The following is a 23,490-nucleotide window of genomic DNA, read 5'->3' as shown; positions in this document are numbered from 1 at the left end:
AGATTGCCTGAACGGCCACCCCGTGGCGGTCACACCAGGGGATTGAGCCGGATCAGGTTTTCCAGATTATTTTGAATAAAGGTAGAAGGGCTTTGGGTCAGATCATAGTGAATTCCGACGCCGGGATCCACCGACCGGGGGATCGTGATGACCTGACCAAGATTCCTGAGCGTCATTTTGCGGGCATTGAGGCGGTTATACTCGGTTTCAATGACCCGGAACAGCTCCAGGGCGTTTTCATGACAGATCCTTGAGAGGCGGATGACTTCTTCCCGGGGCTGAGAAGTCAGGAAGGAAGGAAAGGTATAGGGCAGAATCAGGTTGATGCTGGGCAGCAGGTTGCGCTCGGGGAAATGGCCCCGCCACATCGAGTCGCCACCCAGGAAGGGATACAGCTGGTTTTCGTTGAACCATGACTGAATTCTGGGGAAGTAATAGATGGAGTCGATTTTGTGGCCCATGGTTTCAATCAGGTCCCGCCCGCGGGCTGACACGATGCCGGATATGATTTTGCGGATCCGGAGGTCATGCTTGATCAGCAGCGGATTCAGGGCATCCATACGGTACCCTTTGTGAGTCAGAGTATCTACCAGGATGAGGTCCCGGTTGAAGGACTTGATGGTCTTGACCTGATTTTCCAGGTTCAGGTAGAAGGGGAGTTCCCGAATCGAGAACGTGGTCAGATCCGGCTCATAGTATTTTTCAGTATGCAGTGACTTGGTGACGGTATTGGGGATGAGGTGGTCATCCAAGAGATCCCCGTAAGGGACACACATGTATTTGCCCAGTTCTCGCCGGGGACCTTCCACCGGCGGGACTTTGTTTTCTGAGGTGATTTTCCGGATCATGGCCTGATGGAGCATCAGCGGTTCCAGCGGAATGATCAGTTTGCCGGGGAACAGGTCGCCCAGGGCGCCTTGCAGGCGGCAGCGCGTACGAACCACGGCGCGGCGGATGATGGGGGAGCTGCGGAAGGGCTCTTTCAGAATATTCTCCAAATCCAGGTTCAAAACCACCGGGGCGGTCATGTCCACCATATAGAGCCGCCGGCCTGCTTCGTCCAGACGACTGAAATTAAACAGACTCAGGGTCTCTTCAATGCGCGGATCTTTGACCGGAAGCTTCGGATTGTACAGGCAGTTCTCATAGTCCCGGGCAATGAGGAAGGACAGCGCTTCGGTTAAAAGAATCTGATGGTAATCGCGCTGCTCGTCATGAGCTGCCACCCAGGCATAGTCAATGGTGGCCAGGCGGCCCAGCGTGGAATGACGCAGAGTGTCAGCCAGGGATACATGGGGCACTTCCTTGAGGAACATGGACGTTCGAGTCCAGTGGACCAGCACCAGTCCGGCCAGCTCGTTGCGGTCATGATCGCGCAGGATCATGATCCGGCCGGACGGTTTCACCAGAGTTTGCCGAATCAGGCCCGCCAGGGATGGTTCCCCCTGGAACAGTCCAGCCAGTTCCTGCTCGAGTTCCGCCGTCAATTTGGTTTCGACGGACAGCCTCAGGTTGTTGAACCGGGCCATTGGTTTTTCAATGGGGGTTTTCTGATAGAAGCCATTGTCGTATATATAGGACTGAGCCAGCGGATCAATCAGCGTGGAAATGTCCCGGTTCTCGTCGATGTAGTCCCGGATTTGCGAGGAACTGATAGTTTTCAGCTCATCCGGCAGATTGAGCATCCGGTACTCGCCGAGTCGCTGTCTCATGAGGTTCAGGTGTTCGGCCGGCTCATTGCGCAGAAAGACCACATGGGGCAGAGCAGCCACGGCTTTCTGATTCTGGTAGGCGGAGGCGTTGAGCACGACATCGGACCCGCACAGGATGGTCACCTGGTCATGGAACAGCTGGCGCAGGTGATCGATATCCTGATCATTGGCTATGTTGATCGGCGTTCCCTGCGGAAAGAGATAGAGGTCTTCCTCGCCTGCAATGCTCATGCTGATGATCTGACGGCGAACTTTGTTAGGCAGGGTCTTTTTTGACCAGGAGAATTCATCCACAGCCAGGTAGACTTCATAGCCCATGTCGCGGGCCAGCAGGGCAATTGCTTTGTGGGACAGCGTAAAGGGATCAAAGGAGCCGGCGAAGAAGGCGTACCGTCCCCGATCGCGGACCTTCAGATCGCCCCGAGCCATTTCATGGTCGCCCATGAAGCGGTAAATATGATTAAAGGCAGCTGCATTGGACATGAAGGTCAGGGAGTCGCCATCCTGTTCATGGGTCAGAACAACGATTTTTTTCGCCAGATCGTGGAAGAATCCGGCTTGATGATCAATGGACAGGATGGGATTGGCAAACAGCCGGCGACCGATTACTGTCATGGCGGTTCGCCGCACCTGGCTGTCCGGGTCGGCCAGGGCCGACAGCAGAATGCCGATCAGGGCATTCAGATGGTCTGCTGTGTGCTCTTTAAGAAACTTGTCCTGGAACTGACGGTAAAAAGCCAGGGCAGTGCCCGCGGTGTTCAGAATCAGGGTTTTCAGTTCAGGCTTGGCGACCTTGATCTTTTCTTCCATGTCATCGATGGTCTCGGACAGTTCGCGGTCTTCCAGATAAAGCATGGCCCGGCCTAAAAAGTTCGGGATGTACTGGGTGAAGCGCTGTCCTTCAATCTCCAGGGCGCGGATCAGTTCCACCACCACCTCATTGCGTTCGAAGGCATTCAGGTGATTCATCAGGGCCAGCAGGGCATTTCCGGCGCTGCGCCGGACCGTTTCAAAGGCGGATACTTTGATCAGGTTGCACAGATGGATCGCGGTATTGATGGTGGACACATCATCCCGGGTAATGGAAAAATACAGGAGCAGTTTCAGCTGATTTCGCTTAAGGGACCAGTGAGTGGCGGTCTTGAGGTTGGACAGGAACACAATGGGAATCCGGTCCTTGGAATTCTCCATGAAGCCTAGCAGCACCTGCCGCTGTTCCTGTGTCAGGAAGCGGTTGGAAACCTTGAGCAGGAGCTGAGTCACGGTTCGGCCAAGTTCATCCCGGTAGATCAGACCAGTCAGCAGCGGATGCAGGACCTCAGCGTCCAGATCATTCGCTTCGTAGCGTCCGATCAGTTCCAGGCTCAGGATAATCTGCCAGCGGTCGCCGTGTTTCAGAAAATGGGCCAGGACCGGCATGGTTTCGGGTCGGGCGGCTTTGGGCAGGTATTTGGCTGCTTCCAGAAGATAGAGTGATGTTTCCGGGTCTTCCTGAGGAGCTCTGGCGAAACGATCCAGGAACAGATCGGAATATTTTCGCACATAAGCGGAGTCCTTTGTCGGAAGTTCGGGAAACAGAGCAGCCAGAAGCTGACCCAGGGAATGCCCCAGCATGTGGCGATGACTGTCGATGGTTTGAACCGGAGGGTGAATGAGGTAATCCATCAGATCCAGGAACAGTTCCGGACCGCCGGTGCTGCCGGTGTCCGGGACAACTCCCTCCGGCAGTTCCTTTCGATAATCCTCATCATAGCTGGCGATCAGTTCGCCCATAATCCGGATCGAGTGGAGCCGGATGTCATCTTCCGGATGGACCAGGTTCTCCTTCAGGTATTCCAGGGTCTGCAGCTTCTGCTTCTGAGTCAGATACGTCTTGTATTCTTCAAAAACTCTGACATATTCGCGCAGATCCTGCCAGCTGTTGGAAGACCGGGCTTCCTCCAGCAGCGTGCCAAGGCTCTTTTCATCCTTCAACAGCCACATGATGCTGGTGTTGTGCCGCACGGCAAAGAATTTGAGCGTGTGCGGAAGCTGAGCGCCGAAGGTCAGGGCCAGGTCATCCCGGTAGATTTCACGGTATACCGGTGTCTCGCGGGAATAGGGATCTGTAATGATGCCGCTGGCCTCCATATACTCCTCAAAGTCATGGAGCTTGTTGTAGACCTTCTGATAACGGTTGGCTTTTTCCTGTGTGACATTGTCCAGCTTGTGGAGAATAATATCGTAAGATTCATCCAGCGGATAGATGTGCATCTCAAGCGGCTGAGAACCCTCGAGATTCTTAACCCGGAAATCGGAATAGATCAGAATCAGGGATTCCAGGGACAGGTTTTCCAGTTCCAGATCCCAGGTGGAATGGTTCACGGCGATGTTGCGGATATAGTGGATGTCATGCCGCCGGAACCAGAGGTCCGAATAATAGTAATGGAGGTAGGGAACTCGTCGGCTGTCTTTTTTCAGTACGCCGAACTTGCCGATGTCGTGACCTGCGGCTGCACCGGAGACACGCCCCAGGTCGATGTTGAATCCAAGCCGGCGGAACTGGCGCGCGATGTGCATGGCGACAAAATGAACGCCCAGCACGTGATCCAGCGTATTGTAGCCAAAGATCTCCCGGGACAGTTTCATAATTTCATAGATCCGGTCCCGGCTGAACGCTTCGAGGAAGCTGCGGTATTCGTCATCGGGCAGGCTGGCCAGTTCATCCCGGGTCAAAAAATGGAAGGGGTGGCGGCCGATGAAGTCATCGCCCCCGAGGGTCTTAAAGTAGTCCGTCAACGCCGAATAGACTTCCAGTAAACCGGAAAATTGGCGGGCTGTTCTGGAGTCCACGGCCCGGGCCTGATCCGGATAGGCATAGGTCACAACGTACTCGTAAAAGGCCTCTTTGGGAATCTCGAGACCCAGTGCCCGTTCCATGGAAGCCAGGGAATAGCGGTCTTTGCTCCCTTCCCGGATCAATGCCTTGGCCAAGGTACGGGGACCTCCGAGATTTTTCCCTTTCAAGATCTCGGCCAGGCGATTTTCCAATTGTTCCAGGTTCATATCGTCACCTCCGTGGTTCTGCTTATCTATCATTATAATGGCCATTGGCGCGGAATGCTTGCCCATCTTCGCCTGTTTTCGTCCCAATGGCTGAATGTTATTAGATTTGTCATAATTTCACCAATCGGCCTGCTCATTTCTGATTTTTTCCGTTCTTAAAATTTAGAATACGGGGATCTCAATCCAGCATCAGGACTTTATCATCAGGACTCCGTGATCAGAATCAGGAATCAGGCAGCACTGTCACTGGAATCTTCAAATTAGAGTCCGAAACCAGAATCTGGAAATAATAACTGAATCAAAAGGGGAATAATTCTTTAGTCTGAGGAGAAGATATCATTTGGCGCGGTATTTGATATTTTTATAACAGCGACTTTTAATTTTAGGTTAAACTACGAATCGTTCAACCGTGCGGTTTATCTGTCTTTTCGTCAGAAATTCGTCAGAAATTTAAAAACCCTCTAGAAGTTTGGCTGCACGATCCATCATGTCAGCGTTGACGTGGCTGTATACCTTATACACCATTTCTACGGAGTCACCGATTAGAGCCGCTGTCGTCTTGTAGTCGATTCCGGCTGAGATACAGTTAGTAGTATAGCTGTGCCGGAGCTCATGAGGAGTAATAGCGAAACCTGCTTTTTCATAGTGGGACGTAATAGTTTTTGAGTAAATCATTTTTTGGAAGATCAGCGAGTCATCTTTGATTGGAGCTGGATATTCCTGGTATAGCTCCATCAGGCGTTTCGGGATCGGAACATCACGGTAACTATTTTTTGTCTTAAGCGTACTCTTTAGCTCTTTATCCGTTCGCTGTTGGAACACCGAGAGTTTGCCGTCTTGGATCGCCGCCCGGGTAAGCCCTCTTGCCTCGGAGATCCGGAGGCCGCATAGGGCCATGAAAGCGGTCAGAAGCTTCTCATACCCTGTCATGCAGTCCAGCAGGGCATTGATCTGTGAAGGCGTCAACGCCGTCTTTTCGCTCTTCTCTGAGAGAGTCGGAGCTTTTAGCTCAAGATCTTCGAATGGGTCATATGTAGTGGCCTTTAGCTTTTTGATGGCGTGCTTCATGATCCTGGATCCGTGCTTCTTCACCTGCACCGTGGTTTCGTGAGTGTGGGTTTCCCGGTACTTAAAAATGATATCCGCCACATCCTGATAAGTCACATCTTTCACCGGTTTGTCGCTGATCGCATCAAACACTGATGCCCATGCGCCGTAAGCTGCCTTTGTGGCCAGCGCCTTGTTGCCTTCAAGCTCCAGCAGCTTTGCAACCTTCCCAAAAGTGATGTCTTCTGACTGAACAGGCATTGGTACTTCTTCCAGCAGCTCTTTGATCCGCTCATTTCCAGCCGCCCTAGCTTCTTTGGCCGTCTTAAATCCTTGTTTGGATAACTGAATCCAGGATTTATTTTTTTTGACCGGTATCACATACTGATAACCCTTGTCCTTTTTTCGGACCAACATTTTCCCAATTTCCAATGTTTTTTCTCCTTTCTTGTGGATAACCCAACCGAATTTTTAGCCCAGACCGAGTCCCCGGTTTTGTCCCTCCGATATGCTACCATGGAAATAGAACATGTGTACGAAAAACGGAGGGACGAAATGGAACAATACCTAACATTATTAAATCAAATCCTCACTTGTCTAAATGACGGTAATACTCTAGAGCAGCCAATACAGCGGCTGACGTTAGTTTCGACTGGATATCTTCCGGAAGCTCAGAGAACGGGAGTCGGTACCGAGCATGAGTTTTATCCATAGTAATCATCAATCCGAGAAACGGGTTCTCGGAAAGAATTTCATCAGCGACTCCTGCGGTGAGCTCTTCAGGTGTTGTTTTTAAGGCGGCAGCGAATAGCGCAAGTTTTGATTGTGTTAGATCAATGTCGCCATTTTCCACTTTAGCTATAGTTGTTCGTGATTTGTACCCAGTTAATTCACATAGATCCTCCTCGACAAGCTCCCTGGAGCACGGTATGCGACTGCAAGGATCATTGAGCTGGCTGGCGGAGAGAAAAAGACTTACGGACAGATCAGGGCTGAGAAGGAGCGGGACGAAGCCAGACTGGAAGCGCAACGGCTGAGAGAAAAGCTGCAGCAGATCGCAAGTCTAATCATTTAAGGAGGGCGGTAATCAATGAAAATGTGTGTTGACTGCTACGATCGGGCGATCGATATCGAGATACTTAGCCAAAAGGAGCTGCTGAAGAAACATGTCCGGTATGTCGGATCAGACTTTCATGCCGGTGCTGATATCTACGAGGATCAGCAGACCGGGGAGCTGGTCGGATGTTTGAACAACTAACCAAGCAGGAACGGGACCATATGCTGCTCAAGTTTTACGGCCTTTGGCCATGGAGCTGGCGGCGGATCTCCGAGGATCACGAATCAGTAACATTCATGCTCAAGAAAGACAACACTATCAGAATCACACTTCGATGGTAGGAGGAAAGATGAACGAATTAACCATTATTAAAAATGATCAGGCGGTTACAAGCTCTCTGATCGTAGCGGAACAGTTTGGGAAAGAACATAGACACGTGCTCGAATCTATCAGGAGTTTGGCAGCCGAAAATTCGGCAGCGAGATTGTTCGAAGAATCGACTTACGAGAACCGGGGCAAACAATACCCAATGTACTACATGAACCGTGACGGCTTCAGCCTGCTAGCCATGGGGTTCACCGGATCGAAGGCATTGAGTTTCAAACTGGATTTCATAAATGCATTCAACAGGATGGAAGTGGAACTCAACAGCCCGGAAAAAATCATGGCCAGAGCGCTGCGGATCGCTGATACTTAAAAGCGAGGATTATGGGGGGACGTGGACATGGGCGAACGCAGGCGGGTTTAGCGCATTTATCCCACCCATGCAGTACAACTGGCTTAGAAAGTTTTACAAAGATGATGCTGGTAATTTGTTCACTCTTGGTGCTAGTGAAGTACTTAGACTTGGGCGTCTCTACGCATACAAATCAGAAGCGCCAACAACCTATCAAAGTCTTAATATACTCGATAATTGGAATTTGATCCGATCTGACATTCCGATTAATGACTGGGAACCCGCCGTTTTACAAGGGTCTTCAAATGGCAATATTCACTGGAAAAGAGGGACTGCCCATGTGACTCTTACCCGAACCAAAAATGGTTCAGTATTCAATATTAGTTCGATTTCTATCTCGAAATCTTTCGGAGGTTCGAGCACTGCAACACTCAGAGTCGACAACAAAAATGGGGCAGTCAATCCGCGCAATCCCAATGGGCCGTTATATGGCATTCTGAATCTGAACAAAAAAGTTGAAATCAAACAGGGATACGGAAACGATCTTGTGGATTCGTTTACGGGCATGGTAGATGGAATTCATATGTCTACCTTCCCGCACATAGCTCAAATAAACCTTCGGGACAACATGAAACGAGCACTCGATCAAATTGTTACAAAGAACGGATCCAGTACCGTCCACTACGAAAAGCAACCAATAGAGGATATAGTTTTCGATTTGGCTCAGCTTTGCGGATTGAGAATTGGCTTTATAGAGCCTACAGGGATATCGATTGAAAAAACGTTCTCCTGGCAATCTTACGCAGATGCATTTTCATTTTTGTCGGATATTGCAAGTTTTGAGTATCTATGCGATGAATCCGGCGACTTTCACTTCAGGCGCGATTTTCAGTCAGATGATATGTACGTGGCGTGGAGTTTCAAGGAAGGCGAGGATATTTCCTCGATGACCTATTCTATCGATGACAACGATCTGTATAAATCTGTGAAGGTATATGGGAAATCAGGCGACGATGTACTTGTTTATACTGCTCCATTTCTAGACGCAGTAGAGTTTAACATTCTACCTCAAAAGGTTCTAAAGATTGATGCTACAGAAGCTTCATCAATGAGTGAGCTTCGGAAAATTGCGGAACGAGCAATTGCAACAATGAGAAGCCGGACGAGGGTTATTGAATTCAGTTCAGTTGCCATCCCGCATCTCCAAGTTGGTGACTTCATTCAAATATTTGAAACCTCTACTAACTCGCACGAGATATACCGACTGATATCAATCAATCTCAACATGGATTCGACAAAGTTCACGATGGCTTGTAAAGCCTACTACTACGGGGATGCGATTGTGCCTGGAGAATTGCCGTCCGACATCGAAACCCAAACTCCAAACGAAACGCTAAACCTAATTCCAGAAATGACCTCAAACACAAAACCGTCCGGTGTGGCCAGATCCAGCTCAATCTATGTTCTTTACAACATCAATTACCACCCATGGCGGGCCTTCAATTCCTCCTCTAGCGACTACTTCTGGGACGCATCTGAAACACAGCAGGCCTGGATTGAGTATGAGTTTCCAAAGAAAACGATCGTTGATAAGTATTCCATCAAGGCAAGACAAGATACAACCTGGAATAAGGCTCTTCCACGCGATTGGACATTCCAAGCCTACGATGGGGAGAAGTGGATCACCTTGGACACTAGAACAAATCAAACGAGTTGGGGTGTCTATGAATGGAGATCGTACAAGTTCGTTAACACTACTCCCTATGCCAAGTACCGGCTAAAAATCACCAAGAACAATGGCTATGTCAGGACACAAATTGAGCAGCTTGCTATGTACTTCACAGGGGGTGTCTAAATGGGCAATGAATTAGCAAAAGCACTTAAAAGGAAAACGGACGCTCAGTTCAGGGTGACCTCAGAAGACCAAGCTCCAGGAGTTGTTGAAACGCCTTCAGGACAGGTAGTAGTGAATGACCCATCTGCGTATATGGTGCCGTATGTTGCCGGGAAAAACGTCAGTATAGGTAATTCTGGATCCAGCAAGGTAATTAATGCCATCATGAATATCCTGGCTGGCGACAACGTCAGTGTATCAGCTCCTGACGAGAATGGGGCGGTAAGGATTTCGTCTAGCATCGGCGGTAAGAGCATTGATCTGACCGGGCTGACGGACGGATATGTGCTAACCTATGATTCTCTGACGGATACTATCATGTTAAAACCAGCTGCCGGATCGATTTCCCAAGCAACAGATACTGCGCTTGGCGGGATTAAGGCCGCGGAAAGAACCACGGAGTCATCTGAAGTGAAGATTGATGCTACCACCGGTAAGCTTTACGCTCCATCACCGGATCAGGCTGCAAATGGATTGCCTGCTGGGGGTAGCGCGGGACAGGTACTGTCTAAAATAGACAATGAAGATTACAATGCGCAATGGGTTAGTCAATCACCGATCAGCACCGGAGCCAACCCAATTGACGAACCACCTTCTAGCCCCAGTCCGATGGATGATGAGTTTGATGACATAACTCTTGACCCTAAATGGATATGGATAAATCAAGGGGCGGCAACATGGGTTGAAAACGGCCAATCTGGGATGATGGATTTGCTTTCAGGCGTGGACCATACTAGGCTCCTTGTTCAAGCAGCGCCATCCGGTGACTTTATTGCCTTAGCAAAGATATCTATTCTGTGTCCAAGGCTAGACTACATGAATTTCGGTATATGTTTATATAACAACACAAATGGAAAGCGAGTAATACTCGGGAAATGCACCCGGAATAATTATTCTGGAATGCAAGTGATCAAGTTCAACTCTGATACTCAATACTCATCCGACCCTTACCTAAACGGCGGGTGGGATTCTTCTGCTGTCTATGTCCGGATCAAGAAGAACGGCACTTCATATTCCCTAGATGTGTCCATTGACGGTTCATTTTGGTGGACGGTCTTTACAGAATATCTAAGTGTGTTTATTACAACGATAACTCATGTTGGACTTGGGTATTTTAGGAATAACGCGAACGGAGTGAATTACAAAGGGAAGTGTGAATTTTTCAGGGTAACTAATCTTTGAGGAGGCTAACAATGTTTCACTTCAACGGTGACCGATGGTCACCATTCAAACATAAAATTACAAATACGGTAGTTACAATCAATTATTCTGATGAACCTAGTGCGCCGGATACCGCTGTGGTTGAAGATGTAAAGCTAACAGATGTACAGATGGAGCGCCTTGAAGCCATTCAGTTTCTTATCAATGTAACAAGAGATGATATTACAAGATTTGTCTTATATGGCGAATCGGTTGAGGACCCTGCGATTAAAGCAGCTGTAGATGAGTTCAACCGGCGAAATGCAGTGGACAATCTTTTATCCTCCATGCCGGATGCGGCTCTAGCAAGCCAGGCCGAAGCTATCAAGCAGCTGGCTGATAAGTGGGCTTCAGAGAAATATTATAAAGCCGGCAAGCTTTTGACTGATGAAGGGAAGCTGTATCGCGTCAAAGAAGAGCATCGCAGCATAGCAGAACATCGGCCTTGTGCAGCTCCAGACGTCTATTACGAGGTGAGAAATGGCATATGAAATTAACCCCGTCGAGCATGGTCGGATCCTGGCAGAGGTAGGGCGGCTAAAGGACGATATCAAGGCAATGGAACAACGTGTCGATGAGCTGGAGGCCATCGCAAGACGCAATGACACGGAGCATCAGAACTTCTCGCTGGCATTGGAACGGCTGAACGGTGTTCCGGACAGCCTGAAGAAAATCGAAAACTCAATAATGGTAGTAACGCCATCACAGGCCAAACAGAACGGCAACGGCTGGCTGGCGATCCTGTTGAAAAACCCGACATACCTCATGTGGATCATCCTTGGAGCTGTTATCATCTCCATGGTTCTCATGGGGTATAGCTTTGTCGAGATCAGTCAGGTCCTGGAAAAAATGAGATAGGAGGAACTAATGGAAATCAAAAAAGCAGAGAATTACAACGGAAAGATTTCAACTTTGCGAAGAAACACGACTTTCAAGACCCCACAAAAGTGGGATGTGATCGTGAACCACATTACGGAAGGGCTGATGCCCGGAACCTTAAACTGGCTTACAAACGTGAAGAAAGTAGAGACTTCACCCGGTGAGCTGCACTATGCTGCAGAAGTATCTTGCCATTTCCTGGTAACCCGGAAGGGTGAGATCTACCAGCTGGCGGATCTGCACCATGGAACATGGCATGCGCTGAAGCGCTCACCGTCCGCCAGGATCGTCAAGGAACGCTCTGCACCGCCAAACCTCTATACGGTAGGGATTGAGCATGAAGGCGTACACAAGGACACCCAGGGGCGCTTGACGGCCGCACAGTACGAGGCAACGCTTTGGCTGCACAAATACATCATCGATCAGTACGAGGCTACTTTTAAGGAGCCTTTTTTGATTGACCGGGATCACATCTTAGGTCACTACGAGGTGGATACAGTCAACCGATCAATCACAGATCCGGGCAGGGAGTTCCCCTGGGAGGAGCTTCTGACTGATCTGATCAAATGGGATAAGGGAAGAAAACAGGAGGTTATTGAAATGGACGAAGCACAGAAATGGGCGGTTGAGAATGGACTGGTAAAGAACGAAGATTGGAAAGGGCCGATCAGCAAACACACGTTGGTCTGGATCCTTTACTCATTCTTGAAACGTGTATTGAAGAAGTAGGAGGATAAAAGCATGACTGAAAGAACGATTATTGTGGATGCTGTTATTAAGATGGCGATGCTCCTGATAACGGCCGTGCTGGTGCCGGCTCTTAAAGAATGGATTGACCGAAACCGAGATAACAAAGAGATCCAGTTGGTCCTGCAGATGGCAGACATTGCCGTGAAATCTGTTGAGAACGATCTGAAGACGCAAACCGGGAAGAAGAAAAAGGAAGAAGCACTGGCCCGGCTGACCTGTCAGATCCAGGGCTGGGGAATCAAAGGATTTAGCACGGACGAATTGAACCACTATATCGAGACCGCCGTAAAGGAAATGTGGGATCAGGAGCTGCCAGAAGCTCTGCCGATTGTCATTGACGCTCAGGATCCGGCGATGTAAAATAGTTATTAAATCATAGTTATGACATTAAAAAGAGCCCTCGGAGCAATCCGGGGGCTCTTTTATTATAAACAAGCCCCATCCACTATTCGCTCCACCATTCCGAGAGAAAAACATAGGGCTTTATACATATAAAGTAAAGTGTGGTACAATTATAAAACAAATCTTAAGATTATAGAGGTGATTTGAATGAATCTCGAGAATATTATATTTTGCGAAGACGTTATCGATTTACCTACTTCGGCAAAGGGTATTGTTAAACCTGCGGTTGTTAGTCCGACGGCATCATTTATATTAGAAGTTTTGCCAAGCACTTTTTCTTTTTCAGCACTTATTATGTTGAAAGGCCTCCCATTGGAACCAGCCAATTTGAAAATATCATTTATGAATCCTAGGACCGATCGATTACTTTTCGAAGCAGCTGCCGAGATTAATACAAGTATCCAAGTTAATCCTTCTGTTCCGAAAGAGATAGCTGGCATTAATCTGAATCTTCCCCTTAAAAATGTTTTCATTGAAGATGAAGGTGAATATGTTTTAAAAGTAGAAGCTGATTCTTTTAAGGAGGAGAAAAAACTTTATTTTGTGAAAGCGGGTTGATTACATGCCTAAAATTATTAAACGGCCCATTGAATCAATTAATAATAAAACTACATCAGAGCGGGTTTTTATCGCTCGAAAAGCAATTGACAATTTAAAGAAAAATGCGCCTAGCCCGAAAGCATTTATCAACCTAGAACCATATAACAATATTTCGCGGGTGAAGTGATGGCTGCAAATATTATTTTTCCAGAAAACATAACTTCTCATCCTGGAATATCGGATGTTGTAGTGGATACTAACGTGTTTATCGATATTCTTGACGGGCAGTCTTATCATCAACAAAATGCTGTAGATCTAATCAGTAATTTGACTTCGAGCAACATTAACATGTACATTACTCAAACTATTCAACATGAATTGATGGATATTATACAGAGGGTTTATACTCAAGATTTAGCAATTCAATACAATATTTCGATTGGAAACTATAAAGGTAACCAAGGATTCAAGAAGCTTCAGAAAGAATTAGAAATCCGCTGCCCCAATTACTTTCAAACGGTTGCTGCAAATAGGGACGCGGCTATGTCTGATATACTATCCATGGTAGATGTTTTAGAGAATCCAACGGATTATTGTACACGGGTCATGACACTACAAAAGCAGTTTAATGGTTGTGTTGAAGTTAGTGATACTGGAATTGTTCTTACGGCATTTGAATATGGGATTAACACCATAGCAACTGGTGATTTCGGTTACTCAAAAATAAATGGGATAAATGTCATACCTATAAAAAAGGGAGGGTATAAAAATCACGTAGGTTCAAGTATTCTTATTCCTTTTAAGCCGTAGTTTAAAATAGAAATAAAAGCTCAGGATTTTCCTGGCTTTTTCTTTTTGTCCAACCTTAATGTTAGAATGTATGTACGAACTAACGAGGTGAGACGAATGAGTGAAAAAGACTTCTTGAAGGCAGCAATCGATGAATATTTCAGGACTGGAAACCAAATCTATCAGGCAGATGGGCGGATGGTACACGTCAACCTGAACACGGTAACTAGGTACAAGCAGTTGGCTGGTCCTGTTCAGTACTCGGACTTTACAGGTACGGCAGTTTGCCCGGACTGACAGACATCCCTGATGGGTAGGATCCGGGATGAGATCTACTGGTGCCTGGAATGCAGAGAGCTTTTTGATATGAGCATTTGAGAAACCCCGGAGTGATCCGGGGTTTATGTTGCGAAAACCATGCTAAATGTCGATCCTACCAGGGGGTGTTACCAATTAAACCAGCTATAATTACGTGTATGATTCTCTTTGTCAATTCTGTCTAAAATGACTTTAAGACTCTGATCATCATAGGTTGGTGTATATGAAAATACAAGTGAATCTCTATCATGTCCCTTATTAAACACAGATTCGGCATAGTTAGAATCTAAGTAACCCACTCCATTTTCTTGCGGTTCTATTTTATATGATTTTTTAAACAATTCCTTGCTAACATCTTTTGGAGTGAAAAAAGTCATTCCTTCAAAATAATTCCAAAAGTCTAGAATTTTTTCGTAGGTTTGATTATTGACTGGCAGAAAACCAATGCTATCAAAATGTTCATCATCAATCTTAAATGGTACTAGATAATTATCAGAAGAGAATTGATTTGGAACATCGTGTCTACACTTAACCAGTTCATCATCTTCTAGAAAAAAACTATCTTCATTGGAAAAATGAAAATAATATTCGATTCCAGAGGTTAGTAGGCTAATAATAGTTTTTAACAATTCTTTTGATTCAGCGGTTTCAATATCGAAACCAGTAATTTCAACTTCATGAATTCCGTTTTTAAGGATCTTTTTATTGTAGCGCATTTAGACTAACTCCTATTAAATTTTTATTGCAATTTATGTTTTAATTAAATGAGAATTATTATGAACATATCATTTGCTCTTCAGTGGCTAGAAGTAGGGAAGTATATATGATTATCCCTATATTGGTATCCTGGAAATTGCCTTAGATAAATTAAAACGAGTTTTAAAATAAATAAAAACTCGTTTTAATTTATCGTTTTAATGACTTGTATTATTAAGTCATTTGTTTATTCTACCAGAATTTTTTCGGTTTCCCAAAGTTCCACGGGTATAAACTTCGATGAATTTTTTTAGCTGCTTTTCCTTTACCCCAGTGTGCGTGCAAACCATGTGTGAAGTCTAAATCTAGCCTGACCCTACTTTTTACATGTGAAATAATAGTTCCTCCGCTTTTTTTACTGGGATTTTTATATAAAGCTTCGAATTTCTTTCCGATTTTAAACCCGTAACCTCCATTCCCATTAAAAATGGCTTTTGAAAGTACTTTTGATGCAAATGTTTCGCCTGCTGCCCCAACACCACCCCACATAAAACCGTTTATCGCACCATCAATAGCACCACTTATGATTCCCTTCTTGCCATTTTTTACTAGGCCAGATAATCCGCCAACCACTGAGCCAAGAACGGCAGAATGCCCAGCCACTTGTAGAGCTCCTAACATTGCTGGGGCTGCTAAACCACCACTTGCAGCGGTTATTACACCTGTTGCTACAATGGCAACTGCCCCTATGGTAATTTTTGCCCAATTAGGAATTTTCCAATTTCCTGTATTATCAAAATTATTAACTGGATTATTACTACAATAGGTAAAAAGATTTTTACTCAATTCTTCATGGTGGTCGTTTACAATCTCAGCTCTATCTGCATTTATGAATCGACCGCTCTCAGGATTGTAGTATCGACTTTGGAGATAATATAGTCCAGTCTGGGTATCATAATGGTATGCGCGATAGCGATACGGGTTCTTTGCACCAAGTGTAGTTGCCATAGACCCGGTGGTGCTCATGAGCTTACCCCAGCTGTCGTAGGTGTAGCTGACAACAGTGGCGCCTGTGGCATCAGCAAGTCCTGTCACATCCCCTTGGAGGTTCGTGAGATAGAAGAACTCACTGCCGTTATAGGTCATGGAGAAGGGCGCCCCACTTCCGTCATAGGTGTAGTGGATCGTCTCAGTTCCTGTGGTTTCAAAGGCTACTTTTCCGTCTAGGTAGATGTATTTGGTCGAAATACCATTGACACTTTTCTCCGTGCGCAGGCCGCTGGAGTTGTACTTGAAGCTTAAGCTGGTGTCGTTTTTATACAGGGTCTTAAGCTGGCGGCCTTCTTCCCAGGTATAGGTCCAGCCGTCAAAGCTTAAGGGGTTGCCAATGGCATCATAGGTTATGGCTTTGCCGTCAAAGCTGGTCAGTTTGTCTTTCCAGTTGGTATCGGCATACCCATAGGAGATGGTTTTGTCAGGGGTTCCTAAGGGATCCGTAGTGCAGGCGTATTCCTTCTTCTCCAGGAGATTGCCGCCGGCATCATAGCGATAGGTGATCGTCTTGTTTATTACTTCATTGTCTTCCCGGACTAGTTCACTTAATTCGTTGTAGGTATAAGTGATGAGCTTGCCGGCAGAGTTAATGGTCTTGATGTTGCCGTTATCATCATAGGTATAACTTATCGTCTTGTCCGGATCCGTGACCGTCTCGACCAAGTTGCTGGTACTGCCGTTAGTTCCCGCTTTGTAAGTGTAACTGGTAATCGCATTTGTTGATCCTGCCTCAAGCGTGATTGTGACCAGGCGACCCAGGCTGTCATAGGTACGGGTCATCGATCCACCGGCATTAGTCAATTTAGTTAGCTTGCCGTCCTTATCATAGGTGTAGGCGGTGTTGTAGCTTTTCTCGCCAAAGCTCTCCGTGATCTGGGTCGCTTGTCCGTTTGGGTCAAAGCCCATGCTGAGGCTGCTGCTGTCACTGACCGTTTCTTTAACCAGACGATCGGACATGTCATAGAAGTAGCGATGAGATAGGTTGTTTACCGCATCGTACTCATAGCCGACGTTTCCTGAAGCATCATACTCATAACGGAACTTAGTTTCATAGCTTCCCGTACCACTATTATATACCTTATAGGCTTTCACCTGATCCAGAGGATCATACTCTACTAATGTTTTATGGCCGTTGCCAAACTCCGTGGTGGTCAGATTTCCACGCGAGTCGTACTTGTAGCCGACCAGGCTCTGGCTGCCGACTTTAACCCCAGTGGCTCGACCGAAAACATCCTTCGTGAAGGAGTAAGAGAAGCCATTGTGGTTAATGCCTGACAGGTCATCCCCATCATAGGTGTAACCTACTGCCACTGTTTGACCGTCCACTTGCTTGGACACACCTTTAAGCTGGTCGGTAGCATCATCATAAGTATAGGTCGTGGTTTTTCCAGCTGCGTCGGTGAGACTTTTCAACAAGCCATTGACGGTATTGTAATCATAGGTGATGACCTTGCCCAAAGGATCGGTCATGGTATTGATGAAATTGCCGTCCTCGGTATAGCTTGAATGACTTTCAATAAAGGGAGTCGTTCCAGTTTTTGTCTTTGTGACATTACCATATTGGTCATAGGTGAAACTGGTATTCTCGCCTTCTGTTGTTTTTACTCCCGTCACCTGATGATTATCATCATAAGATGCCGTGGTGGTATTCTTCAAAGGATCGGTCACAGTGGTGAGATCATCATTTGTGGTATATCCGTATTCTGATGTGTTGCCCGAGAGATCAGTTGAGGAGGTCAGATTACCGGTAGATTCATCATAAATAGTTGATTCTCCAAAGGTTTCCTTGTAGAGCTGCAGCCCGTCAAAATACCCGGTGTTTAAGTTTTTGTAGTACATGAGGAAAAGATCCACAGAGGTATATGGCTGCTCGGCCACGGCCTCTTCGGCCAGATACTGCCAGTCTTTGGTCTCTTCGTTGAAATGGATGGTTTTCCAGGTCGTGGTGCCATCCGTGTTATTGATTCCAAGGCAAAGAGAGAAATGGCGGTAAGGTTCCACCGGCAATGAGTCCGATCTTCCCCAGCCGGCAAACACGAAGGTGTCACCCTTACCACCGTTGACCTTGACATTTTGCGCGATGGCATGATTCTGCGTTGAATCACCCTTGATGGGATACACCTGGTCACTTAAGGAAGTGGGGTGAGCCGGATCGGAAGTTGTGATCACCGCGGCATCGGTTGAGTCATCCTGCCAGGAGATCCAACCTAATCCCTTATAGCTGAAATCCCCATTTTCGATTAAGTTGTAACGGTTGGACAGAGTGCCTTCCTCCAGCTGGATGTTATCGACCAGAAGATTTCCTGTGGTTGCCCGGATTCCAATGCCAAGGTATACCGTGGTGGAAGCGGCATCAGAGGGCAGCATGAAGGTGAATTCTCTCCGTTCCCAATCCGTGCTGGTACCTGATAAAAAGGGGCTGTACTGATAGCTGGCTGTGCCCGCACTATTGGTGTACTGAATTCGCAGGTAGGCCCCTGTAGAAGCGCCGGATGCGAGCTCTGTTGGCTTCATCCAAGCAGACAATGTGTAGGTTTTGCCTTTTTCCAGGGTTTGGCTCTGAGTGATTTGGTGGAGACCATCCGGGTTGGTCTTGGAAATCAGTTTGGAATAGGATCCCATAAGCGGCATAGTACTGATTTTTTCAACTTGGCCGATTGAGCCATTCACTGCATTGGATGACCAGTCGGTATCGCGTTCCAATCCGGGATTTCGGATGAGGTTGATGACCGTGCGCTGCAATTTTGAGGATAGGGTCAGTTTGTTCGAGTTGCCTGCGCCTTTACTGTTGTACTCGGAGAACGAGGCGGAACCTTCCTGATCCCGGATCGAAATGGTTTTTCCCATATTGTTGAACTGATAGATGTTTGTACGACCGGTACCATCCGTTAATTTCGTGTTGTTTAATCCATAAGCTAGGCTGATGGAAGTTCCCAGCGTCCCATTGGTCCCAACTTCGGTTATTTTGGACGTTTTATAGGGTTTGACTGAAGTATAGGAAAGATTCAAACCATAGCTGTCAAAGTTGCGAACCGAAGTCAGATATCCGCTGGTTGAGTCATAGGTATAAAGGGAAGACTTCCCATCAGGATAAGTGATCTTGGTTAAGCGGTTATTGGTATAGTGATAGGTTGTTTCTTTCCCATCCGGTGCTTTGATTGTGGTGAGTTGACCGGCAGTTGAGTAAATAAACTTCGTAGCTCTTCCGGCTCCATCGGTTACTTGAGTTACTTGTCCGTTGGCACCGGTTTCGATGTGAATAGTGTTGCCATTGGCATCGGCAATTTTAGACAGCAGCCCATGGACCGAGTCATAACGGAAGATCAGCTGATTGCCACTTTTATCTTCCAGTTTAAATTGTTCTTCCGGTTTGCTGGTATTAATCGTCAGTTCCCACTGATCGTCATTTTCTTCTAGCCATTTCCCATCCCTTTGGTTGAAATAATGGGCTGTTCCGTCCTCATCGTAATATCGATAATAGGTCTCCCCTCCAAAGATCATCTTTTTAATGGTCTGGCTGTAGTTAAGCCGCCATCCCAAGCCATATTTTGCATCAGTGGATTTCGTGTTGCCAAATACATGGCTGACCGGAGCTGGCAGGCGGTTGCCTGAAGCTGCGGTATCCGGATGGATGAGAGTCAGGGCGCCGGTGAAGTAGTTGACGTGAACACTTCCTGCCCGCCCGGCTGATGCAGTCTGATAATCCCAGTAAGGCTCCAGGCCATCATTGTTCACGTAAGCCATGGTCATATATGGCCGAGTTTTCCCGCTGAGGGTGGTACCCCCGGAATAGAAGGTAGCGAACTTTCCTGTTTCATCAGCGTTCTTTAGCATGACACCATAGTTTTTACCCGAACCATACCAATCCCGTACCATTTGGGTTACATCAAAGGAAACTTCCTCATCCGCCTTGGCGAATCGATCATATTCCCCAATCAGGCTTTCGTGGGTTGGTATATTATTCCAGGTAATGGTCTCATCGCTCCAGTCTGAAGTTACCCGATGAAGATAGACCTCGCTGGAAGAGGCTAGTTCGTACTTGCGTACCTGTAAGTTCAGGTTGGCATCCACCACGACATCCGATGGGTCCAGGCTGGGAAGATTGAACTTTAAGTAGACCCGGCAAAGGCTGCCTGGGGTATCGGAGGAACCGATGGAGAGATAATCGGTGGTGGTAAAATTCTTATCCGGAGCCAGGCGCGAGACATGGGCATCCTGGATATCCGAGGTGAGCGAAGACGTCCGCAGCGGCGGATCGATGACCACCGGATAGACGCGCTCCGGCGAAGACAGCCAGGCCGGATCCACCGACAGGGTGACTTCGATCTTGCCGTTGCCCAGATCCTTCAGGGACAGATCAGCTTCTGATGCTTCATCCTTGCCGTCATATACAAAGGGAGCAGTCAGAGCCCAGATTTCCTTCGAAGAATCGTTCAGATCATAAAACACAACCCTTGAATCTATTTTCTTCGCGATCAAGTTAGACAGTTGATAGGTGAAGACATAGCTGGTAGGGAGTCCCGCCTGTTTTAAAATCAGATTTTCTTTCACGACAGAACCGGAAACCACATATTCCAGATCCGTGGCGGACAGGATGTCTCCATAGCGGACCGAAGAGTGAATGCCTGGCAAATCCCAAGCTTGATCAGAGGACGGGGAAGTAGACTCAACCATTTTAACCGCCGAATCCTTTGCCCCCGAGAGGGACCACTTCAAACTGTAATTCCCCTGATGAAGCATGCCAAGAAAGTTTGCCTTGGTATTCCTGGCAAACTTCACGGAAAAGTCATTAGCCATGTTGGCGATGGTTTCAGTCCCATCAACGGTGCTTTCTTGTTTAATCGTGTTATCAATGTTTTTCCACTGGTCGCCATCACAATAGTGGACTGCATCCTCATACAGTGCAACAAAATTAATGCCATTTTTATTTCGGAAGGTCTTGGAGTTTTGGCTGCGTAGTGATGAGATTTCTACAAGGTCCGCTTTGTCAATACTGTCAGCTAGTCCAAGTTCTTCCTCTGAAGGTGGGGCGGATCGTTCGGAAGCAGGCTGTGGTGCAGCCTGAACGGTTTGAAACGAAATTCCCGTAAAAGCTGTCAGAAAGATGGCAAAGGATAATAGAATAGATAAGAACGATGAGATCGATGGATCATAAAATAGTACTCCCCTTAATCACTACTTTGTGATTTGAACAATAGGATATCCGTACACATCAAAACCAGATTTCTTGATAAAAAAAGAACGAGCCTCCTCTGGGAATAAGTGTATCTTAATTGTGCAATTAATAATAGATTTAACGTTCATAAATCGATTTGAATTGCGTTATTTATTAAAATAATCTGCAATTTTTGAATATAATACCAGAGCTTGTATCAGGGGGTACAAGTTATTAATGGATTATGAAAGAAAGATTTAAAGATACTTCCATTATGATATTTAAGTTCATTTCGGAAATGAGAGATTGGATAAAAATCCACATTCAACTGCGGATTATCTGTCGAGGTAAAATTATAATATAAAGACAGAAAAGTTGTTGAGAACGGTACGATTTTCATTCTTTTCCCTTCTCTATACCGAAAGGTCTAGGGGTACCCAATGACATTCATTATTATGGCTTTACCTCCCATAGTAAAGAACAAACCTTCTGACGTCATATGAAGTGTGTGAGAGCTTCATATGACTCTTTTTATGCACTTGTGGTCACGACTGGAAACTGTAAAGAAAAGAGTCTCATTGCGAGACTCTTAATTTTTTCCGTTTTCGTCAGAAATTCGTCAGAAATTATAGATAGACATAGGTATATGACGGTAAGTTATTTTTATCGAGAACCGTTCAAAACAGTCATTTTCATAGTTTGAGGTTACTGCTGGTAGGTCCATTTTTTTAATTTTAGGTTAATTAACCATTGGTACATTTGAAATAAACAATAGGACAAGGGTGGTACAGATGAAAAAAACGTTCATGACCCAGCTTATTGTGTTGATTATCGTACTCACGGTGGGACTTCCTGTAGTGGTGGGGCTTGGCATATTTTTACTGACCGGACTGCTTCTGCTTTTCGGAGCGCTGGTGATGGCAATCGGGGTGACATCTGCTCCGGTTATCGCGCAGATTGAGCCGGCAGTAGCCACTTTGATCCAGGGAATCCCTTCTGAATCCATCATATTTTTTGGAATCGGGATCACAGCGCTTACGCTGGTGTTCTTTATTCTGTTTATATTTGGAGTGACCCTCGTCATTCGATTTGTGATTGATATGATTCGTCGGATGATCGGAGTGGAGGTACGACATGGGTAAAACAATGAAGCTTTTTCTGGTGCTTGCGCTGCTCGTAAGCCTGGTAGGTTTTGCCATGAGCGTGATTTCAGCACAACAGGCCGGTTTGTCCGTTGCCGATCTGGCACGGATGGTGGAAATGAATCTGAAAAAACTGAACATTGACATAGTGGTTCCTGAATACAGCAGCGTGGAGCAAACCATGACGGTAACACCCAAAGGCGAAGTGCACAATATTGTCCTCAAGTCGTCCTTTGCGGATATTGCCGTTGAATCCGGCGAGGAATTCCAAGTCCGGCTTCAGGGAAATGTCACCAATGAGCTGGACGATTTACTGTCCTGGCGGCAGTCGGATGATACACTCTATCTGGATGTCGCTGCAGTCATCAAGGAAAATCCTACTGCGACAGGCTTATATGCTCTTGTCACCCTGCCGGCGGAACAATTTCGTGAGTTCGAGCTGGCAACTGTCTCAGGTTCGGTTCAGATTACCGGAATTGAGGCCGATCGGATCCAGATGGAATCCAAGTCCGGTAATTTGAATATCTACGATTCCACTCTGACAGAAGCAGTAATCAAGACAACTTCAGGGGATATTCTGATTCTCAATGATGATCCCATGGAGTTCCAGTGTCGGACCGACAGTGGCTCCATCGATATTATGGGAGAAGATTTATCTGGATCCCTCAAGACGAAATCCGGCTCAATCAGCCTTAATTTCGGCGATCTGACGAATGATCTTGTGCTGACCACGGATTCCGGTCATATGGAGATTTACTACAGAGGTTCTGATCTGGCATACCGCTTTACGAGCGAATCCGGCGATGTCCGGGTGCATCAGGATGATGCGGAGCTGGAAGCATCGGGTACTGCGGGAGAAGGGCAGCATTCCATCAGAGGGAGCAGCCAGTCCGGTTCAGTCACCTTCGAGTTCATTGAGGAAGATCTGATGATTCGTGAGTAATCCATCGGAAAGCCAGTTTTCCTGATGCCTCAATGGTTCAGGAAGTTCGAAATCAAAGGCGCCGGCAGTTTCCGCTTCAGATGCAGTCCAGACACTTAAGATGCATTTTCAATTCTGCTTGACAGGATTCCAGAAAACGATATTATTTATATTGTATCCAGGGGAATCCTTTACGAAGCGGTTTCTGATGTT

General features: G+C 46.6%; 20 protein-coding genes. 15 read left to right on the top strand and 5 right to left on the bottom strand.

The window, feature by feature from the left end; translation table 11 throughout:
* Positions 1–29: 29 nt before the first annotated feature.
* From NQU17_08200 to NQU17_08190, 3 genes are all read right to left on the bottom strand, one after another.
* Complete coding sequence (locus tag NQU17_08200; GenBank protein ID UUM10666.1) at positions 30–4,757, bottom strand: cytidyltransferase; 4,728 nt, start codon at positions 4,755–4,757, stop codon at positions 30–32.
* Between the two features lie 450 nt (positions 4,758–5,207).
* Positions 5,208–6,236, bottom strand: coding sequence for a site-specific integrase (locus tag NQU17_08195; GenBank protein ID UUM10665.1), 1,029 nt, complete (start codon positions 6,234–6,236; stop codon positions 5,208–5,210).
* A gap of 157 nt (positions 6,237–6,393) precedes the next feature.
* Positions 6,394–6,834: a helix-turn-helix transcriptional regulator gene (locus NQU17_08190; GenBank protein ID UUM10664.1), complete on the bottom strand. Its 441-nt coding sequence runs from the start codon at positions 6,832–6,834 to the stop codon at positions 6,394–6,396.
* Between the two features lie 60 nt (positions 6,835–6,894).
* Here NQU17_08190 and NQU17_08185 point away from each other — a divergent pair, with 60 nt between their 5' ends.
* The 13 genes from NQU17_08185 (at position 6,895) to NQU17_08125 (ending at position 14,288) form a co-directional block, all read left to right on the top strand.
* Positions 6,895–7,062, top strand: a complete 168-nt coding sequence (locus NQU17_08185; protein ID UUM10663.1) for a hypothetical protein — start codon at positions 6,895–6,897, stop codon at positions 7,060–7,062.
* On the top strand, positions 7,047–7,202 hold the full coding sequence (locus NQU17_08180; GenBank protein ID UUM10662.1) for a hypothetical protein: 156 nt from the start codon (positions 7,047–7,049) through the stop codon (positions 7,200–7,202). Before NQU17_08185 ends, NQU17_08180 begins: the two co-directional genes overlap by 16 nt.
* 8 nt (positions 7,203–7,210) lie before the next feature.
* Positions 7,211–7,558 (top strand): Rha family transcriptional regulator, encoded by a 348-nt coding sequence (locus NQU17_08175; protein ID UUM10661.1) that lies wholly within the window; start codon positions 7,211–7,213, stop codon positions 7,556–7,558.
* Between the two features lie 67 nt (positions 7,559–7,625).
* Positions 7,626–9,392 (top strand): hypothetical protein, encoded by a 1,767-nt coding sequence (locus NQU17_08170; GenBank protein ID UUM10660.1) that lies wholly within the window; start codon positions 7,626–7,628, stop codon positions 9,390–9,392.
* Positions 9,393–10,613 (top strand): hypothetical protein, encoded by a 1,221-nt coding sequence (locus tag NQU17_08165; GenBank protein ID UUM10659.1) that lies wholly within the window; start codon positions 9,393–9,395, stop codon positions 10,611–10,613.
* Between the two features lie 11 nt (positions 10,614–10,624).
* Positions 10,625–11,122 (top strand): hypothetical protein, encoded by a 498-nt coding sequence (locus tag NQU17_08160; GenBank protein ID UUM10658.1) that lies wholly within the window; start codon positions 10,625–10,627, stop codon positions 11,120–11,122.
* Positions 11,112–11,489, top strand: a complete 378-nt coding sequence (locus tag NQU17_08155; protein ID UUM10657.1) for a hypothetical protein — start codon at positions 11,112–11,114, stop codon at positions 11,487–11,489. The genes NQU17_08160 and NQU17_08155 overlap by 11 nt, the downstream gene beginning before the upstream one ends.
* Before the next feature lie 9 nt (positions 11,490–11,498).
* Complete coding sequence (locus NQU17_08150; GenBank protein UUM10656.1) at positions 11,499–12,239, top strand: peptidoglycan recognition protein family protein; 741 nt, start codon at positions 11,499–11,501, stop codon at positions 12,237–12,239.
* Positions 12,240–12,251: 12 nt separating this feature from the next.
* Positions 12,252–12,620, top strand: a complete 369-nt coding sequence (locus NQU17_08145) for a phage holin (protein ID UUM10655.1) — start codon at positions 12,252–12,254, stop codon at positions 12,618–12,620.
* A 189-nt stretch (positions 12,621–12,809) separates the two neighbouring features.
* The gene (locus NQU17_08140; GenBank protein UUM10654.1) at positions 12,810–13,220 is read left to right on the top strand and encodes a hypothetical protein; all 411 of its coding nucleotides are present in this window, start codon (positions 12,810–12,812) and stop codon (positions 13,218–13,220) included.
* Between the two features lie 4 nt (positions 13,221–13,224).
* Positions 13,225–13,389 carry a hypothetical protein gene (locus NQU17_08135; GenBank protein ID UUM10653.1) on the top strand — a complete coding sequence of 55 codons (165 nt, stop codon included), beginning with the start codon at positions 13,225–13,227 and terminating at the stop codon, positions 13,387–13,389.
* Entirely contained in the window at positions 13,389–14,012 is a 624-nt protein-coding gene (locus NQU17_08130; protein ID UUM10652.1) for a PIN domain-containing protein, read from the top strand. The genes NQU17_08135 and NQU17_08130 overlap by 1 nt, the downstream gene beginning before the upstream one ends.
* A 96-nt stretch (positions 14,013–14,108) precedes the next feature.
* A complete protein-coding gene (locus NQU17_08125) occupies positions 14,109–14,288 on the top strand; it encodes a hypothetical protein (GenBank protein ID UUM10651.1) in 180 nt (59 codons plus the stop codon).
* 149 nt (positions 14,289–14,437) lie between these two features.
* Here the strand turns inward: NQU17_08125 and NQU17_08120 are convergent, their stop codons facing one another.
* Together NQU17_08120 and NQU17_08115 are read right to left on the bottom strand one after the other, a co-directional pair.
* Complete coding sequence (locus NQU17_08120; GenBank protein UUM10650.1) at positions 14,438–15,025, bottom strand: hypothetical protein; 588 nt, start codon at positions 15,023–15,025, stop codon at positions 14,438–14,440.
* A 232-nt stretch (positions 15,026–15,257) separates the two neighbouring features.
* The gene (locus tag NQU17_08115; GenBank protein UUM10649.1) at positions 15,258–20,855 is read right to left on the bottom strand and encodes a DNRLRE domain-containing protein; all 5,598 of its coding nucleotides are present in this window, start codon (positions 20,853–20,855) and stop codon (positions 15,258–15,260) included.
* 1,149 nt (positions 20,856–22,004) lie between these two features.
* Between NQU17_08115 and NQU17_08110 the strand changes: the two genes are divergently transcribed.
* Positions 22,005–22,355: a hypothetical protein gene (locus NQU17_08110; GenBank protein ID UUM10648.1), complete on the top strand. Its 351-nt coding sequence runs from the start codon at positions 22,005–22,007 to the stop codon at positions 22,353–22,355.
* The gene (locus tag NQU17_08105) at positions 22,348–23,298 is read left to right on the top strand and encodes a DUF4097 domain-containing protein (GenBank protein UUM10647.1); all 951 of its coding nucleotides are present in this window, start codon (positions 22,348–22,350) and stop codon (positions 23,296–23,298) included. Before NQU17_08110 ends, NQU17_08105 begins: the two co-directional genes overlap by 8 nt.
* Positions 23,299–23,490: the final 192 nt, after the last annotated feature.

Source organism: Clostridiaceae bacterium HFYG-1003, from assembly GCA_024579835.1.
Lineage (GTDB): Bacteria > Bacillota > Clostridia > Clostridiales > Clostridiaceae > JG1575.
Note: the sequence above shows the minus strand (reverse complement) of the source record. Positions and strands in the feature narration are given on the sequence as shown.

Coding starts and splice junctions, on each gene's coding strand:
- NQU17_08200 (UUM10666.1), bottom strand. CDS start 4,757: ATGAACCTGGAACAATTGGAAAATCGCCTGGCCGAGATCTTGAAAGGG.
- NQU17_08185 (UUM10663.1), top strand. CDS start 6,895: ATGAAAATGTGTGTTGACTGCTACGATCGGGCGATCGATATCGAGATA.
- NQU17_08180 (UUM10662.1), top strand. CDS start 7,047: ATGTTTGAACAACTAACCAAGCAGGAACGGGACCATATGCTGCTCAAG.
- NQU17_08175 (UUM10661.1), top strand. CDS start 7,211: ATGAACGAATTAACCATTATTAAAAATGATCAGGCGGTTACAAGCTCT.
- NQU17_08170 (UUM10660.1), top strand. CDS start 7,626: ATGCAGTACAACTGGCTTAGAAAGTTTTACAAAGATGATGCTGGTAAT.
- NQU17_08165 (UUM10659.1), top strand. CDS start 9,393: ATGGGCAATGAATTAGCAAAAGCACTTAAAAGGAAAACGGACGCTCAG.
- NQU17_08160 (UUM10658.1), top strand. CDS start 10,625: ATGTTTCACTTCAACGGTGACCGATGGTCACCATTCAAACATAAAATT.
- NQU17_08155 (UUM10657.1), top strand. CDS start 11,112: ATGGCATATGAAATTAACCCCGTCGAGCATGGTCGGATCCTGGCAGAG.
- NQU17_08150 (UUM10656.1), top strand. CDS start 11,499: ATGGAAATCAAAAAAGCAGAGAATTACAACGGAAAGATTTCAACTTTG.
- NQU17_08145 (UUM10655.1), top strand. CDS start 12,252: ATGACTGAAAGAACGATTATTGTGGATGCTGTTATTAAGATGGCGATG.
- NQU17_08140 (UUM10654.1), top strand. CDS start 12,810: ATGAATCTCGAGAATATTATATTTTGCGAAGACGTTATCGATTTACCT.
- NQU17_08135 (UUM10653.1), top strand. CDS start 13,225: ATGCCTAAAATTATTAAACGGCCCATTGAATCAATTAATAATAAAACT.
- NQU17_08130 (UUM10652.1), top strand. CDS start 13,389: ATGGCTGCAAATATTATTTTTCCAGAAAACATAACTTCTCATCCTGGA.
- NQU17_08125 (UUM10651.1), top strand. CDS start 14,109: ATGAGTGAAAAAGACTTCTTGAAGGCAGCAATCGATGAATATTTCAGG.
- NQU17_08120 (UUM10650.1), bottom strand. CDS start 15,025: ATGCGCTACAATAAAAAGATCCTTAAAAACGGAATTCATGAAGTTGAA.
- NQU17_08115 (UUM10649.1), bottom strand. CDS start 20,855: ATGGCTAATGACTTTTCCGTGAAGTTTGCCAGGAATACCAAGGCAAAC.
- NQU17_08110 (UUM10648.1), top strand. CDS start 22,005: ATGAAAAAAACGTTCATGACCCAGCTTATTGTGTTGATTATCGTACTC.
- NQU17_08105 (UUM10647.1), top strand. CDS start 22,348: ATGGGTAAAACAATGAAGCTTTTTCTGGTGCTTGCGCTGCTCGTAAGC.